This window comes from Pseudarthrobacter sp. alpha12b, from assembly GCF_054130495.1.
In genome coordinates, this window is the sequence record NZ_CP196746.1 from 333,681 (window position 1) to 349,624 (window position 15,944).

Annotated in this window: 11 protein-coding genes; 5 read left to right on the plus strand and 6 right to left on the minus strand. The window is 67.8% G+C overall.

The window, feature by feature from the left end; all coding sequences use genetic code 11:
• Nucleotide 1: 1 nt before the first annotated feature.
• Entirely contained in the window at nucleotides 2–802 is an 801-nt protein-coding gene (locus tag ACTAQI_RS01525) for an RDD family protein (RefSeq protein ID WP_457949078.1), read from the minus strand.
• Between the two features lie 87 nt (nucleotides 803–889).
• Between ACTAQI_RS01525 and ACTAQI_RS01530 the strand changes: the two genes are divergently transcribed.
• Complete coding sequence (locus tag ACTAQI_RS01530) at nucleotides 890–1,882, plus strand: stage II sporulation protein M (protein WP_457949080.1); 993 nt, start codon at nucleotides 890–892, stop codon at nucleotides 1,880–1,882.
• 124 nt (nucleotides 1,883–2,006) lie between these two features.
• A complete protein-coding gene (locus ACTAQI_RS01535) occupies nucleotides 2,007–3,236 on the plus strand; it encodes a TIGR01906 family membrane protein (protein ID WP_457949081.1) in 1,230 nt (409 codons plus the stop codon).
• Here ACTAQI_RS01535 and ACTAQI_RS01540 read toward each other — a convergent pair.
• Nucleotides 3,227–5,056 carry an AMP-dependent synthetase/ligase gene (locus ACTAQI_RS01540; RefSeq protein WP_457949083.1) on the minus strand — a complete coding sequence of 610 codons (1,830 nt, stop codon included), beginning with the start codon at nucleotides 5,054–5,056 and terminating at the stop codon, nucleotides 3,227–3,229. The two genes, ACTAQI_RS01535 and ACTAQI_RS01540, sit on opposite strands and share 10 nt — an antisense overlap.
• A gap of 67 nt (nucleotides 5,057–5,123) precedes the next feature.
• The gene (locus ACTAQI_RS01545; protein WP_457949085.1) at nucleotides 5,124–6,851 is read right to left on the minus strand and encodes a dolichyl-phosphate-mannose--protein mannosyltransferase; all 1,728 of its coding nucleotides are present in this window, start codon (nucleotides 6,849–6,851) and stop codon (nucleotides 5,124–5,126) included.
• Between the two features lie 45 nt (nucleotides 6,852–6,896).
• Between ACTAQI_RS01545 and rsmI the strand changes: the two genes are divergently transcribed.
• Both rsmI and ACTAQI_RS01555 read left to right on the plus strand, forming a co-directional pair.
• The gene (gene rsmI / locus ACTAQI_RS01550; RefSeq protein WP_457949087.1) at nucleotides 6,897–7,772 is read left to right on the plus strand and encodes a 16S rRNA (cytidine(1402)-2'-O)-methyltransferase; all 876 of its coding nucleotides are present in this window, start codon (nucleotides 6,897–6,899) and stop codon (nucleotides 7,770–7,772) included.
• A 194-nt stretch (nucleotides 7,773–7,966) separates the two neighbouring features.
• Entirely contained in the window at nucleotides 7,967–9,466 is a 1,500-nt protein-coding gene (locus ACTAQI_RS01555) for an NAD-dependent succinate-semialdehyde dehydrogenase (protein WP_457949089.1), read from the plus strand.
• Nucleotides 9,467–9,527: 61 nt separating this feature from the next.
• Here ACTAQI_RS01555 and ACTAQI_RS01560 read toward each other — a convergent pair whose 3' ends face one another.
• From ACTAQI_RS01560 to ACTAQI_RS01570, 3 genes are read right to left on the minus strand one after another with little or no spacing between them, the layout of a single operon-like run.
• Nucleotides 9,528–12,071 carry a transglutaminase family protein gene (locus ACTAQI_RS01560; protein ID WP_457949090.1) on the minus strand — a complete coding sequence of 848 codons (2,544 nt, stop codon included), beginning with the start codon at nucleotides 12,069–12,071 and terminating at the stop codon, nucleotides 9,528–9,530.
• Complete coding sequence (locus tag ACTAQI_RS01565) at nucleotides 12,068–13,534, minus strand: DUF58 domain-containing protein (protein ID WP_457949092.1); 1,467 nt, start codon at nucleotides 13,532–13,534, stop codon at nucleotides 12,068–12,070. The genes ACTAQI_RS01560 and ACTAQI_RS01565 overlap by 4 nt, the downstream gene beginning before the upstream one ends.
• A 9-nt stretch (nucleotides 13,535–13,543) precedes the next feature.
• Nucleotides 13,544–14,644 (minus strand): AAA family ATPase, encoded by a 1,101-nt coding sequence (locus ACTAQI_RS01570; RefSeq protein WP_457949094.1) that lies wholly within the window; start codon nucleotides 14,642–14,644, stop codon nucleotides 13,544–13,546.
• A gap of 163 nt (nucleotides 14,645–14,807) precedes the next feature.
• On the opposite strand from ACTAQI_RS01570, the gene ACTAQI_RS01575 reads away from it, so the two are divergent.
• Nucleotides 14,808–15,713: a TatD family hydrolase gene (locus tag ACTAQI_RS01575; protein ID WP_457949096.1), complete on the plus strand. Its 906-nt coding sequence runs from the start codon at nucleotides 14,808–14,810 to the stop codon at nucleotides 15,711–15,713.
• Nucleotides 15,714–15,944 lie beyond the last annotated feature (231 nt).

The window sequence follows — 15,944 nt, forward strand, 5'->3', positions numbered from 1 at the left end:
GTCAGTCCCGGAACGGCAGGCGCTGCAGCCGTTGCCCCGTCTCCGTGTTCCGGCGGCGTGATTGGGACAACCTGGTGAACTCCCTGTTTCGGCGTTCGGCTACGACCGCGGCCAGGTAGTCATCGGGACTGGTCCCCGGCGGTGGGGCCGGGGCCACATGGGCGGAGAGTTCCGCGGCAATCGCCTGCGCCATGCCTGACCTGGAAAGCGGAGCCATCTTCGCTGCCTGGCGGATGAATTGGGCGGCCCTGCGCGCCGTGGCGTCAGGGATGCGCCCAATGTCCGCCGCGGCCGCCCAGGGCTGCAGGTGGGGCGGCACGAAAACCCTGACGGCGGCTTCCGCAGGGACCCTGCTGCGCACAGCGTATGTGCCGGCGAGCAGGTCGCCGAGCCGCCGGGATTTATCGTTGAAGAGCGCCACCGCCAGGGCAAGCCCTCCGAACGTCAGGTAGATCTCGAGGAATCCGGTCAGTCCACGGATCACGGCGTGCCGGAAGCGAATGGCGCCGCCGTCCTCACGCACCACCCGCAGGCCCGTGGTCAGTTTGCCCAGCGACCGGCCCCGGCTCAGGGTTTCCACCGCCACCGGCACCACCACCAGGCAGAATACGACGGCGGCCAGGCCAAGGGCCCGCGCGGCTGCCCCGTCCAGGTCAGCGCCGGCGGCCAACAGGCCGAGCATCGTCAGGACGAGCAGGGCCACGTGGAAGACGACGTCGATGACCAGGCCCAGGGCCCGGGCGGCGAAGCTCGCGGGTCGAAGCTCGAGTACTACTGCCTCGCCGGTGATTATCTGGCTCACACTGCGCCCCTGCCCTTCGCAGCTGATGATGCGGACGATCCAATGGTGCGGACGGTCAAAGTCTAATGCTGGCGCTAGGCTGTAGCCGTGGACATGGATGCCTTTGCCGCCGTCAATGCGGACAAGTGGGCGCGGCTGCAGGAGCTTGCCGGCAAAGGCAGGCTCACCGGCGCCGAGGCTGACGAATTGCTGACGCTCTACCAGTCCACGTCCGGCCACCTGTCGCTGGTCCGTTCCGTGGCCCCGGAAAGCGGGCTGTCCGCGTCCCTCTCAGCCACGCTGGCCCAGGCCAGGACGCGCTTTACCGGCGCACGCTCCAACGCCATGGCTGACCTGGCCAGGTTCTTCGTGGTGGCCCTCCCGGCGGCGCTGTACCGGCTGACCTGGCTTACCGTGGCGTGCGGAACAGCTTTCGTCCTCATCGCCGCTGCCTACGCGGCGTGGATCGGGACGTCGCCCGAGGCGCTCAGGGCCGTGGCCTCCGAGACCGCGGCCGCCCAGTACGTGAATGAGGACTTCATCAACTACTACTCGGAGAACCCTGCAGCGTCCTTTGCCGGCGCTGTATGGACCAACAACGCCTGGATCAGTGCGCAGGCGGTGGCCCTGGGGATCACCGGGGTCTGGGTGCCCATGATCCTGTTCAGCAATGCCCAAGGCGTGGGTGTTGCCGCCGGAATCTTCGCGTCGGCCGGCAAATCCGATGTCTTTTACAGCTATATCCTGCCGCATGGACTGATGGAGCTGACCGCCGTCTTCGTTGCCTCCGCCGCAGGACTACGGATCTTCTGGGCTATGGTCTCGCCCGGGCCGCGGACCCGGGGCCGGGCGGTGGCAGAGGAAGGACGGTCACTGATTACGGTGGCACTGGGGCTTGTTGCGGTGCTTTTCGTTTCGGGCCTGGTGGAAGGCTTCGTCACGCCCAGCCCGCTGCCGGCCTGGGCCAGGATCGGCTTCGGCGCGGCCGTTCTCGCGGCCTACTGGATTTACGTCCTGGTATGGGGCAGGCGGGCGCTCCTCGCAGGGGAACGCGGGGACCTCCGCAGGGAAGATGCCGGATACACGGAAATCGCTGCCTGAATCGTTGTAATCCTGCCGGGGTGGTTCCTCGCCCAGCGGAAGTCCCGGACGGTAGGCTCGTCAGCAGAATCAATGGCGCCGGCGGACTGGAACCGGCGCGGAACCCAACGGAAGTGACGCTGCTGTGAATGACGAAACACCGGCCCGCGCCAAAAGCGCTGCGCCGCAGCCGGAACCTTTCCTGGATCCGTCCGGGGATTCCGACGAGCCCGCGTTCTCCTGGCTGACGCCCACTAATGAGGATAAGGCCGGTGGTGACAAGCCCGGCGGGGGAGAGCCCGGTGGCGACAAGCCCGGCGGGGGAGAGGCCGCTGGGGATAAGCCTGTCCGGCATGAACCCGCGGAAGGGGGCGAAGCCGCCCAGCCCGAAAGCCGCGCCCACCGCAGAGCAGCGGAGGCCGCCGTCGAATCCTCCGCCCCCGGAAACCACGCCGGCTCATCGGCTGCGGTACGTCCCGCCGTCGGCTCCCCGGCTGCTGCCCCTTCCGCGGCTGAGCAAGGTGCCGGCTCCGGCTCGCCGGTCTTCAAGGAACCCCTCCCCACCTCTGCGCTGCACGTCCGTCCCCCCGAGGAGGAAGTGGAGCGCCGCAATGCCGAACGCGAAAGCGCCGCCAATGCCAAGCCCGTGGCGCCGCGTGTCATGCAGGTGCTGCTGGCCATCATTTACCCGGTGATCCTCCTGGTCCTGGCCGTTCGCGCCGTGACCAGCCCGCTTTTCCTCTGGGTGGAGTACAACCGTCCCGGTTTCCCCGGCGACGGGTATGGCTTCAGCACCGACGACAGGATGACCTACGGATCCTATGCCGTGGACTACCTCAGCAACTGGGCCGGCCCAAGGTACCTGGGCGATTTGGTGCAGCGCGGCGGCGAAAAACTCTTCAAGGACGGCGAAGTCAGCCACATGGCGGACGTCAAGGCCGTCATCCTTTCCACCTTCGGCGCCGGCGCGCTGCTGCTCCTTCTGGCACTGATCGCCATCGTGTATCTGCGCAAGCGCAGCACCGGCGGGATCCGGCGCGGCCTCTTCGCCGGCTCCATCATCACGGTGGTCCTGATCCTGGGACTCGGCACCCTGGCGGCCCTGGGCTGGCAGCAGTTCTTCACCGAATTCCACCGGGTCTTCTTCGCCGACGGGTCCTGGACCTTCAGCCTGGACGACACCCTGATCAGGTTGTTCCCCAGCCAGTTCTGGATCGACGCCGGCATCGCCATCGCCGGCATGGTGCTCCTGGCATCCATCGTGACGCTGGTGCTCACCTGGCCCACCCGCCGCCGCCGCGGTGTCCCGGCGAAGCCCAAGCAGGCACAAGCAGACCAGGAAAAGGCAGGCCAGGAAAAGGTGGATCAGCCGTAGATTTTGGCGATCTCCGCCTGGAACTCCTTGACGACGGCGGACCGCTTCAGTTTCAGGGAAGGCGTCAGGTGTCCGGACTCCACGCTGAAATCGGCGTCCAGGAGCCTGAAAGTACGAACCGATTCGGCCTTGGACACCATCTGGTTGGCCAGGTCCACCGCTTCCTGAAGGGCGGCCAGGACGTGGGGGTCGCCGGCGGCTTCACGGAGGGGGAGCGGAGGCAGGCCGCGCTCAGCCCGCCAGTTGGCGACCCCTTCCGGGTCCAGGGTGAGCAGGGCTGAGACGAAGGGCTTTCCGTCGCCCACCACCACGGCATGGCCCACCAGCTGATGGGCGCGGATCTTCTCTTCCAGTGGCCCGGGGGCAACATTCTTGCCGCCGGCCGTGACCAGCAGGTCCTTCTTCCGGCCCGTGACGGTGAGGAAGCCGTCCTTGTCCAGCTCGCCCAGGTCTCCGGTGCGGAAGAAGCCGTCCACGAACGCTTCGGCGTCCGCTGCCGGGTTGGCGTGGTAGCCCTTGAAAACGCCGATTCCCTTGACCAGGATTTCGCCGTCCCCGGCCACGCGGATGGTGGTGCCCGGAATAGGTATCCCTACCGTTCCCACCTTGGTGCGGGACGGGGTGTTGGCGGTGCAGGGAGCCGTGGTCTCGGTCAGCCCGTACCCCTCAAGGACGGGAATGCCCACGCCACGGAAGAAGTGCGCGTCCTCGGAAGCCAGCGGACTGGCGCCGGAAACGGTGTAGCCCAACTCCCCGCCCAGCGCCTGGCGCAGCCGCGGGTAAACCAGCCGGTCATACACGGCATGCCGGACCCGGCTGAGCAGCCCTGGGCCCGGGCCGTCGCCCCGGTTCTGGCGGTCCTGTTCCCGGGAGTACTCGATGGCCGCAGCAGCGGCGGCGCCGAACAGCCTGCCCTTGCCTGCCACGGCGGCTTTGTGCGCTGCCGTTGCCCGGACCTTTTCGAAGATGCGCGGCACCACCAGCAGGAAGGTGGGCCGGAACGTCCCGAGGTCCTCGAGCAGCTGGGCCGCGCCCGGAGTGTGGCCCACGGTTGCCCCGGCGGCCAGGCATACCACCTGGACGGCACGGGCCAGTACGTGGGCCAACGGCAGGAACATCAGGGTGCGGGCCTGGTCCTGCTGCAGGATTTCCGGCAGGAACGCAACGATGTTCCTGGCAACAAGGGCAAAGTTCCCGTGCGTGATCTCGCACCCCTTGGGCTTGCCTGTCGTGCCCGAGGTGTACACCAGCGAGGCGAGGTCGGCCAGCCCGGCCCGGCTGCGCTGCCGCTCCAGTTCGGCATCGCTGACTCCCATGCCCGCAGCGGCGAGGCTGGCAAGATCCGGGGCCTCGGCGTCGTAATCCATCCGCACCACGTTGACCAGGCGGTCGCTAAGTTCGGCAGAACCTGCCACCACACCATTGACCAGTTGAACGGTGGCGCGATCGCCCGCAAAAACGCGGCGGACGCCGGCGTCCTGGATGATCCACTGCACCTGGCTGGCGGAGGACGTTTCGTAAATGGGCACCGTGACGCCGCCTGCGAACCAGATGGCAAAATCCACCAGCGTCCACTCATAGGACGTGCGGGACATCACGGCCACGGTGTCGCCGGGTTCCAGGCCCCCCGCGATCAGTCCCTTGGCCAGGGCGCTGACGTCCTGGAGGAACTTCTGCACGGGAACATCCACCCAGCCGTTGGGGCCCCTCCGCCGGTACAGGGCGCGGGTCGGGTTGGCGGCATGCTGCTCAAGCAACAGGTCAGTCACGTTGCTGTTGGGGTCAAGCTCAACCAGCAGTTCCGTGCTCGCTTCTCTCACAGCAGGTCTCCGTTTCCGCTGCCACGCCGCGGCAGCGGCTCCTTCAGGTCTTTGTTGCCATCCTGCCCTAGATCCAGGATGGCATCCACATCCGGACCTTCCAGTCGACGTAGGGGATTACTTCGGCGGTCCAGATTGGGTAGAAGAACGCCGACAGCAGCACTGCCGCGGCAAGGAACAGGGCCACCAGGTAGAGTCCGGAGCGGCGGCGCCACGGCGGGTCCGAGGACCTTCCCAGCACCAGACCCAGGCAGTACACCAGGGCCAGGATCAGGAACGGTTCAAAGGACACCGCGTAGAAGTAGAACATGGTCCGCTCCGGGTACATGAACCACGGCAGGTAACCTGCGCCCACGCCGGCCAGCACGGCCCCGGCGCGCCAGTCCCGGCGTCCCACCCACCAGAACAGCAGGACCACCAGCGAAATGGCGGCCGCCCACCAGATCAGGGGGTTTCCGACCGACAGGATGGCGGAGGTGCACTTCTCCACGTCACAGCCAGGGGTTCCCTGGGGCGGGGATTCATAGAAGAACGACGTGGGCCGTCCCATCACCAGCCAGCTCCAGGCGCTGGCCTGGTAGGGGTGCTCGGAGCTCAGGCCCTGATGGAACTTGTACGCTTCCAGGTGGTAGTGGACAAGGGAACGGACGGAGTCGGGGAGCCATCCCCATTCTGCCGACGGGTTGCTTTCCGCCCAGTGGCGGAAGTAGGCGTTGTCCGACAGGAACCAGCCTGTCCACGTGGCCGAGTAGACAATCCCTGCCACAGGGACCATGCCAAGGAACGCGGGGATCCCGTCCCGGATCACTCCGCCGCTGATCCAGCCGCGGACACCCGCCACCCGCCTGGCGTTGAGGTCCCACAGAACGGTCAGGAGGCCAAACCCGGCCAGGAAGAACAAGCCGGACCATTTTGTTCCCACTGCCAGGCCCATGGAGACCCCTGCGGCAACCCGCCACCAGCGCACGCCCAGCCAAGGTCCGGACAGCAGCACGCCGGCCGTGGGCTGCCCGCCGTTCGCGGCGGCGGCCCGTGCCAGCCGGATGGCCAGTCGGCGGCGCCCGTCCGCGCGGTCCATCAGCAGGGCCCCGAAGGCGGCAAGGACCCAGAAGGTGAGGAAGACGTCCAGCAGCGACGTCCGCGACATCACCAGGTGGTGGCCGTCGACGGCGAGGAGCAGCCCTGCGGCGCCCGCCAGCGGAAGCGAGCGGAACAGTTTCAGGGCGATCAGGGAGACCAGCAGCACGGTGAGGGTGCCTGTAAGGGCTGCCGCGAAGCGCCAGCCAAAGGGATTCTCCGGCCCGAACAGCCACATGCCGGCGGCAATCATCCATTTACCCACCGGGGGGTGCACCACGTATTCGGGAGTGTTCAACAGGAGGTCCGGATTCCCGGCGTTGAAGGAATCGTTGGCTTTGTCCGGCCAGCTGCGTTCGTAGCCGCTGACCAGGTATGAATACGCGTCTTTGACGTAGTACGTCTCGTCGAACACCAGCTTGTGGGGCACTTCGAGGCGGATGAACCGGAGGAGGCCGCCGGCCACCGCTGTGAGCACAGGGACCAGGATGAACCAAAGCCGCAGCGACGGCGGATAGTCCCACCAGGATGGGCCGGTACCGATAAGCCTCGCCCGGAGGCCCTCGACGGTGAACGCTTCATCCGGCCGGCTGATCCAGGGGCGGGCGGCCGTTCCGCCGGGCTCCGCCGCAGTGGCGCCTTTACCAATGGGAGATGCCGCCGGGCGGGGTTTCCCGGCCCCGGCGGGCCGCGTCGAGGTCTGCGTCACGAGCCCCATGCTACCTTTTGCGGCTGGAAGACCCGGCAGCAGTAGGCTTGGTGGGTGGACCAGAACCCCAGCCCCCTTCCCGAGCCCGGCCCTTCGACAGCGGGACGGATCGTCCTGGCCGCCACCCCCATCGGAAACACCGGTGATGCCTCCGCCCGGCTGGTGGAACTGCTGGGCACGGCGGACATCGTAGCGGCCGAGGACACCCGGCGCCTCCACCGCCTGGTCCAAAGCCTGGGTGTTGCCGTTGCGGGCCGCGTGATCAGCTACCACGAGCACAACGAGGCCACCAGGACGGCCGAGCTCCTTGACCAGGTGCGCGCAGGCAGCACGCTCCTCATGGTGACCGACGCCGGGATGCCTGCGGTATCGGACCCTGGTTTCCGGTTGGTGGAGGGGGCCATCGCGGCGGGACTTCCCGTTACCGCTGTCCCCGGGCCGTCCGCAGTCCTCACGGCACTGGCGTTGTCCGGACTGCCCACTGACCGGTTCTGCTTCGAAGGATTCCTGCCCCGAAAAGCCGGGGAGAGGGCCTCCCGCCTGGCAGACCTTGCCGGGGAGCGGCGCACCATGGTGTTCTTCGAAGCGCCGCACCGGCTTGAAGCGATGCTGCGGGCGCTGCGGGAAAGGTTCGGCCCGGACCGTCCCATCGCCGTGTGCCGGGAACTGACCAAGACGTACGAGGAAGTCATCCGCGGAACCGTTGGCGAACTCCTCCAGTGGGCTGAGGACAATGAGGTCCGTGGCGAGATCGCCGTGGTGCTGGGCGGCGCACCGGAACAGGCAGCCGGAACCCCCGAGGACCACGTGGCGGCAGTGAATGAGCTGGTGGCCCAGGGCATCCGGCTGAAGGAGGCCGTGGCCGCCGTCGCCGAAGACGTCAGGGTCAGCAAGCGGGAGCTGTACTCGGCGGTCCTGGCCGCGCGGTAGCAAGCGCGCCAGCCGCTCCCGCTGCCACGGCAGCTGCACTGTGCAGCTGCACAGCGCGGTGGTGATTCCGCAGTGCGCAGCGGCGTAGACCATGCGGGTGCCCCGCAGTAGTCTGGCTGTTAATCAGCCCCATGATCCCGGTCACTCCGGCCGTGGCGACGGGCTGCCACAACCCTACCGACGAGGGAGTCATCGTGACTGTCACTGCACAGCCGGCCGTTACCGCCGAGCGCGAAACCCGGCTTTTGGCCTCCGTTCCCACCGGGCTGCTCATCAACGGTGAGTGGCGCGACGCCGCCTCCGGCAAGACGTTCGACGTCGAGGATCCCGCCACCGGGAAGGTGCTGCTGAGCATTGCCGACGCCGGTCCCGAAGATGGTGCGGCGGCCCTGGACGCTGCCGCGGCAGCCCAGGAATCCTGGGCGAAGGTACCGCCCCGCGAACGCGGGGAAATCCTCCGCCGGGCCTTCGACCTGGTGACGGAACGGGCAGAAGACTTCGCCCTCCTGATGACCCTGGAAATGGGCAAGCCGCTGGCCGAAGCCCGCGGCGAGGTGACGTACGGCGCGGAGTTCCTGCGCTGGTTCTCCGAAGAAGCAGTACGCGCCTTTGGACGCTACTCCGTTTCACCGGACGGCAAGTCCCGTCTCCTGGTGACCAAGAAGCCGGTGGGTCCCTGCCTGCTGATCACCCCGTGGAACTTCCCGCTGGCCATGGCCACCCGCAAGATCGCCCCGGCTGTCGCGGCGGGCTGCACCATGGTGCTGAAGTCGGCAAACCTCACGCCCCTGACGTCCCAGCTGTTCGCCGCCGTCATGCAGGAGGCAGGCCTGCCGGCCGGTGTCCTCAACGTTATCCCCACCTCCACCGCGGGTGCCACCACGGGACCCCTGGTCAAGGATTCCCGCCTCCGCAAGCTGTCCTTCACCGGCTCCACCGAGGTGGGACGCCGCCTGCTGGCCGATGCCTCCGAAAACGTGCTGCGGACCTCCATGGAGCTGGGCGGCAATGCCCCGTTCCTGGTCTTCGAAGACGCCGACCTGGACGCCGCCGTCACCGGCGCCATGGCCGCAAAGCTTCGGAACATGGGGGAGGCCTGCACCGCTGCCAACCGGTTCATCGTCCATGAGTCGGTTGCCGGCGAATTTGCGGAGAAGTTCGCCGCGAAGATGAAGGAGATGACCACGGCCCGGGGCACCGAGCCCGAGTCCAAGGTGGGCCCCCTGATCGACGCCAAGAGCCGGGACAAGGTCCACGAGCTGGTGTCCGACGCCGTCGCCAGCGGCGCCAAGGCAGTCCTGGGCGGCGGACCGGTGGAAGGTCCGGGCTACTTCTACCAGCCCACCATCCTGTCCGGCGTCTCCGAGGGAACCCGCATCCTGTCCGAGGAAATCTTCGGCCCCGTTGCCCCGATCATCACCTTCAGCAGCGAGGACGAGGCTGTCCGCCTGGCCAACAACACCGAATACGGCCTGGTGGCCTACGTCTTCACCAAGGACATCAACCGCGGAATCCGGATGGGTGAGCGCCTGGAAACCGGCATGCTCGGCCTGAACGCGGGAGTCATCTCCAACGCCGCCGCACCGTTCGGCGGGGTGAAGCAGTCGGGCCTGGGCCGCGAGGGCGGCCTGGAAGGCATCGAGGAGTACCTCTACACCCAGTACATCGGCATCGCCGACCCCTACGCAGGCTAGCCCCGGCGGTCCGCTAACCACATGTGCCGGCCGGGAACTTTGCCGGCCGGCACATGTGTGTTCAGCCCTCGCCGGCCCTGCCGCCGTCGTCGGCCCGCGCCGGCCTGACACGCCCGTGACGGAAGCGTGCGCCGGCGTGTGCCGTTTGGCGGACGGCCCTTCCGGCCGCGCTGAACGGCGCTCTGAGCAGCAGGCCCAGGCGCCGGGTGACCGACGGCGGGAGCCAGGCAGCAGTCCACCGGCGCGGCAAGGTGGCGTTGGCCCGGAGGGACGCTTCCACGGCGGCAATCCCGTCAGCAACGTCCTTGGCAGCTGCAATGTCCTGGACCGCCGCGTTGCCCTGGACACTGTGGGGACGGAGGCCGGCGCCTGTGGAACCTCCACCGTTCGGGCGGCCGTACCTGTAGTGCTCGAAGGCCGAGGTAAGGGACGCCACTGCTTCGTGCGCCTCCTGGTCCATGCCGCCGGGCTCACCCAGCAGTTCAGCGCGGAACCGCGCCGCGTAGGTCCTCGGGGTCTCGCTGTCGCCGGCAGGCAGCCCGTAATCGGTGCCCAGGTCCCTGAACTCGCTCCAGGCCAGCGGGACGGCCTGGTCCGGGCGCTTCGGGCGCAGCCGCCGTGACCGGGTGCCTGCGCGGACCAGGTGCGGCGCGGCCGCCAGGAGTACCAGGCCCACCGCTCCAGCCGTCCCAAGGAGCCAGGGCATCAGCTGGGCTCCATCGCCGGTGCTGCTGCCGCCGGCGCCGGGGAGAGCCGGGGCAGTCGCGCTGGGGGAAGGTGAGGGTAGCGGAGCGGTATCGGGAATGAGGCCGTCGTTGTTCCCCAGGGACTCCGCCACGGATGGTGCTGACGTCTCGGTGGCGTAGTCGGGGACCACCCCCCGGGAAGGCGTCGGCTCGAAGGGCACCCAGCCCAGGCCCTGGAAGTACAGTTCCGGCCAGGCGTGGGCGTCGCGCGCATCCGCCTCGTATTCCGGGAGGGCTCCCTGGCCGGCCACCGTAACTGTGGCCCCGGTCAGCCTGCCGGGGGCATAGCCCACGGCGATCCTGCTTGGAATGCCTTCCAGCCTGGCCATCACAGCCATCGCGGAGGCGTAGTGGATGCAGTAGCCGCTCTTCTGCTGCAGGAAGTCAGCCAGGACGGAGAGGCCGTTGCCGTCGTAGCCGCCCTGCACCGGTGACTGCAGCGAATATGTGAACTCCGACGAGCGCAGGTACTTCTGGATGGCCATGGCCTTCTGGTACGGCGTCCCCGCGGCTCCGGCCACGGTCCGTGCAGTGGTTTTGACGATGTCCGGCACGTTGCCGGGGATCCTGGTGAAAACATCGGAGATGCCCCGCGCCGGACCCGAGGACTGGGCCAGCAGCGCCGCCGAGAGCTTCGGCACTGCGGACGTGACCAGGTATTCCTGCCGCCGTGTGGTGGTATCGGTGCCCTTGATGCTCAGCGTGGCCGGATCCCAGGTCCACTGGCCGCCAAGTCCGCGGACGGTTTCCGGCGCGTAGGGGACCGGCAGGTAGGGGCTGGTGAAGGAACCGGCATCGACGGCGGTGACCAGGCGCACCTGCTCGTCGGTCAGGACCGGATAGCCGGGGTCGATCCGGCCATCCAGCGGCACCCGGGAACCGGTTCGGTCGTCCGGACCCCAGGAGTCGCCGTCGAAGTTGTCCACTGTCACCGAGCGCAGGTAGAGGGGTGCGGGTGAATTCGTCGCGTAGGTGATCCTGCCGCTCCCGTCAGGCGTGCGCAGGCTGTTGCCCAGGGCGATCATCGGATTGAGGCCGGTGGAGGCACCCCACGGATTAAGCCGCGAACCCTGGGGGAAAGTGCCGCGGTCAAAGCCGGGAATCGCCAGGGGCAGCACCAGCGTGGCTGCCAGGGCCACGGCGCCGGTCAGCGCGGCGCGCCGCAGCAGGCCCGGGCTGCGCGCGGAGCCGCCCTGCACCCTGCCGTCCGGGGCAAACCACTGGCTGCAGGCGAGGATCAGCAGGTATCCCGCGGCGGTGGCCACGAAACTCCACACCCCTACGCTCTGCGGTTTGATCATGGCCGGGACCACCAACAGTGCCAGCAGTCCGGTGCCGGAGGCGGCCGGCATGCCAAGGGGCACCGCGAGGGCATCGACCAGTATGACCGCCAGGCCGAGCACGGCGCATACCACCATGACAATTCCTGCGTTGGGCGCCACTGGAGCAGTCTCTGCCAGCACGGTCTCGCTGGCCCGCTGGATCAACCGGTCCAGATCAGGCAGGGTGGCGCCGGTGGGGATCACCCAAAGGAAACTGGAACTGCGGAAAAACGTCATGGTCAGGACGCCGCCCAGCGCCACGAATCCTCCGGCGGTCACCAGCAGGGGCTGGGCGCGGACGGAACGGAGCGCGGCCAGTGTGAAGCCCACTACCAGCACAGTGGTCATGGCCGGCCAGTACCAGTTCCAGCCGCGGAGGACACCGTTCAGGGACAGGGCCGCACCGCCCACCGCCACCGTGATGGCCGCCGCCATGGCCCAGGGGTAGGCGCCCCGTCCGGTGCGGCCCGCCGGCATTCCCGGGCTGTTCTGCGCCTGATGACCGGCACCCGTTGGCCGGGCAGGTGCGATGGTCATTTGGCCACCCCCGCTCCCCGGCGGACTTCCAATGCCGGCGCCGCCGGCAGGGAGGACTCCTGGTCGAACTGGCCCCAGGCGGCAGAAAGGCCGGTCCTTGGTGCCGCAGCCATCGCCCGCCAGCCGCCCTGCCGCAGCACTTCAAGGACATCCTCGAACTCCGCGGGCCGTTCCACCGCCAGGAGAGCGAACGCATTGGTGCCGTACGCGGCAGCCGTGGCCAGGGCTGCCGCCTCCTCCGTGGTGATCCTCCCCAGCACTGCAATCAGGGGCCCGCGCATCCGGTGCGCGGACAACTTGTCCATCAAATGGTCATCGAACGCCGGCCGCCCCTGGTCGCCACCTGCCGCCGGCCGCGCCGCACCAGCACCCCGGCGCTCCGCGTTCCTGCCGGCCAGGTCCAGGAGTATGCCGTCCCGCCGCGGGTGGAGCGTCCCGGAGAGATGGATTGCAGCCAGGCTCTCGGCAATCGACTGCAGGCCGGATGCGCCGCTGTACTCCTCCACCGCCGGTTCCGGGGAGGACGGCGAGTGAAGAAATGCGGGGTCGCCGCCGGTATCGAGCAGCCGAAGGCCGTAATTGCGTTCAGCCAGGTGTGCGCTCACGGACATGGCGGCAACAACTGACCATTCGAAGGTGTCACTGGTGGCCGGCACATGCCCATCGTGGCCTGGCAGGCCCGGCATGGATATGCCCGGGCCGCCTGCAAACGCGCCCGAACGGTGGTCCAGGATTATGGTCGCTTCCGGTGTGGTGACCGATTCCTCCTGCCGGACCATCAGGGCCCCGTGCCTGGCCGTCGCGGCCCAATGGACCCGCCGCATCGGGTCTCCATGGCGGTATTCGCGGGTCATCACATCGTCATCGCTGGGGTTTGCCCGGACGCGGGTGGCGGTGACGCCGTCGTTGCCCCGCGCTCCGGCCAGCCCGGTGGCAGGCAGGACGACGGCGGCGGGCGTCACGGTGAGGACGTCGCCGTCGTCAATTGCCTGCCGGTGCAGCGAGAGACCGAAGGGGTCGGTGAACTCGGCCGTAACCGGCCCAATCCGAAACTGGCCGCGGTACCTGGACGTGAGGTGGTATTCGTAGCGGCTCGTGCCGCCTGTGGCGGAACGGGAGGGGAACCGGAAGGCCGGTGCCTGGCCGAACTGCGCCGGCAGCCGCTCCTCCATGACCACCCGCCCGCTGCCCGGGCCAGTCCTGGCCACGGCAAGGTACACCGCCGCCGGCGCCGAAGTTTCCACCGGAGAGGGGCTGAATTCGCGGTATACCCGGAACCGGGGTTTGACCAGCCTGACGCCGGCAAGGGAGACGAGTGGAAGTACCAGCAGCAGCAGGGCCAAGGTCAGGAGATCCCGGCGCCCCATGACCTGGGCCGCGGCCAGCGTAAAGGCACCGGCCGCAAGCATGCCCCATCCGCGCCTGGTGAACAGGTGCCGCGGAAGCTTGTCCAGGAGGGCCATGGTTCGCGCCTAGCGGTTCCTGCTGCCGGCGGCGGCCGCGGCCCGGTTGGGCTGCCCGGGCGCCGCCTGCGGCACGGGCAGCCGGGAAAGTATGCCGCGCAGGACGCTGTGCGGGGTCTCACCCGCGCCGGCAGCCTTCCGATCGAGAATGATCCGGTGTGCCAGGACGGCCTCGGCCACATCACCAACGTCGTCCGGAAGGACAAAATCACGCCCGTCCAGGGCCGCCGTGGCCTTGGCGGCGCGCAGCAGCTGCAGCATGGACCGGGGACTCGCACCCAGCCGCAGCAGCGGGCTTTCCCTGGTGGCCCTGCCTATTGACACCGTGTATTCCTTCACCGCATCGGAAACGAAGACCTGCTGGACGGTGGCAATCATGGCCGCGACATCGGAGGCGGTGACCACGGGGGAGACGTTGGCCAGTGGCGAGACCGCCTGGTGGGTCTCAAGCATCTCGATCTCGGCATCCTTGTCCGGGTAGCCCATGGAAATCCGGGCCATGAAGCGGTCCCGCTGTGCCTCCGGCAACGGATACGTCCCCTCCATTTCGATGGGGTTCTGGGTGGCCACCACCATGAAGGGCTCATCGAGCTTGTAGGAGGTGCCATCCACCGTGACCTGGTGCTCCTCCATGCATTCCAGGAGGGCGGACTGGGTCTTGGCGGATGCGCGGTTGATTTCGTCGCCGATGACGATGTTTGCGAAGACTGCGCCGGGCCGGAATTCGAAGAGCCTTGAAGCCTGGTTGTAGATGGACACCCCCGTCACGTCGGAGGGCAGCAGGTCCGGGGTGAACTGGATGCGGTTGACGGTGCAGTCAATGGTCCGTGCGAGGGTTTTTGCCAGAAGGGTTTTTCCGACGCCGGGCACGTCCTCCACCAGCAGGTGGCCCTGCGCGAGAAGGACAGTCAGCGCCAGCTTGGCGGCATCGGACTTGCCGTCAATAACGGTATTGACGGTGGTGAGGATCCGCTGCGCCGCCGCATGGAAGGCGCCGGAATCCATGGCCGGCGCCCGGTGCCCGTTCAGGTGGCTGACGGAATCGGCGACGCCGGCCAGGTTGAGGTTTGGTGCGCTTCCATTGTTGGCAGTGCGTCGGTGGGGTTCCATCGGCAACCTTTCAGCCCGGGTTTCACCTGGACGTGACAGCAAGCCTGCCTTCGCCCCTCGGTGGGCGTGCGCGTGTGTTCGTTCCAGACTACTAACACAACTGCCGTGCCTGACAGAGAGTTCCGGCAAATATGGGGCATCCTCCGGCCGATAGGCTGATTGGATGTGCAATTCGACGATTCCCGCCGCCTACCGGGTGCCTGCCGCAAATGGGACACCGGATCCGGAGGACGCGCGCCGGAAGGATTTCCCGCCCGCGCCGGAGCCCCTGCCGGTCCCGGTCATGGACAACCACACCCACCTGGACTTCCCGGAAGGAAAAGCGCCCGTGGGGATCAAGGCTGCGCTCGATGCGGCAGCGGCCGTGGGCGTGCAGGGTGCGGTTCAGGTGGGCTGCGACCTGGCGTCCTCCCGGTTCACAGTGGAGGCAGTAGCCCAGGACGAACGGCTCCTGGGAGCCGTGGCACTGCATCCCAATGACGCTCCGCACTACGCTGCCGCGGGTGAACTGGAGGCGGCCCTTGCCGAGATCGAACGGCTGGCCGCGCACCCCCGCATCCGGGCCATCGGCGAAACCGGGCTGGACTTCTACCGCACGGAAGGTGAGGGGCTGCGCCACCAGGAGTACTCGTTCCGGCGCCACATCGACATCGCCAAACGCCTGGACCTCACCCTGCAGATCCATGATCGGGATGCGCACAACGACGTGGTGCGGGTGCTCCGGGAAGAAGGTGCACCGGAACGGGTGGTGTTCCACTGCTTCTCCGGTGACGAGGACCTGGCCCGGACATGCAACGACCAGGGCTGGTGGATGTCTTTTGCCGGCACGCTGACGTTCAAGAATGCCGCAAACCTCCGCGCCGCGCTCGCCGCAGCGGACCGGCAGCTCGTTATGGTGGAAACGGACGCTCCCTTCCTGACGCCGCACCCCCACAGGGGGCGCCCCAACGCGAGCTACATGGTCCCGTACACGGTCCGGGCCATGGCAGAATTGACAGGCTCCGACCTCGCGTACCTCTGCACCGCCATCAGCGAAAATACCGTGCGGGCATACGGATCCTGGACGTGATCCGGACACAATAAGCGGTCAAGGATCGCATACCTGGTATGCAAAAATGTTGGCTCGTTTATAACGCTACGGTTACAGTTGAAAACTATTAGCCGGGGTCGGGGAAGGCCAACGGGTAATTTCACTCCATTTGCAGCCGGCCCGGCCTGTCCAATATCAGGCCACGCCGCTGCGCGGAGTGTGGCGGCGCATGGGTGCCCGGACTCTCTTTTGTGAGGTTGCTCCGGGCAT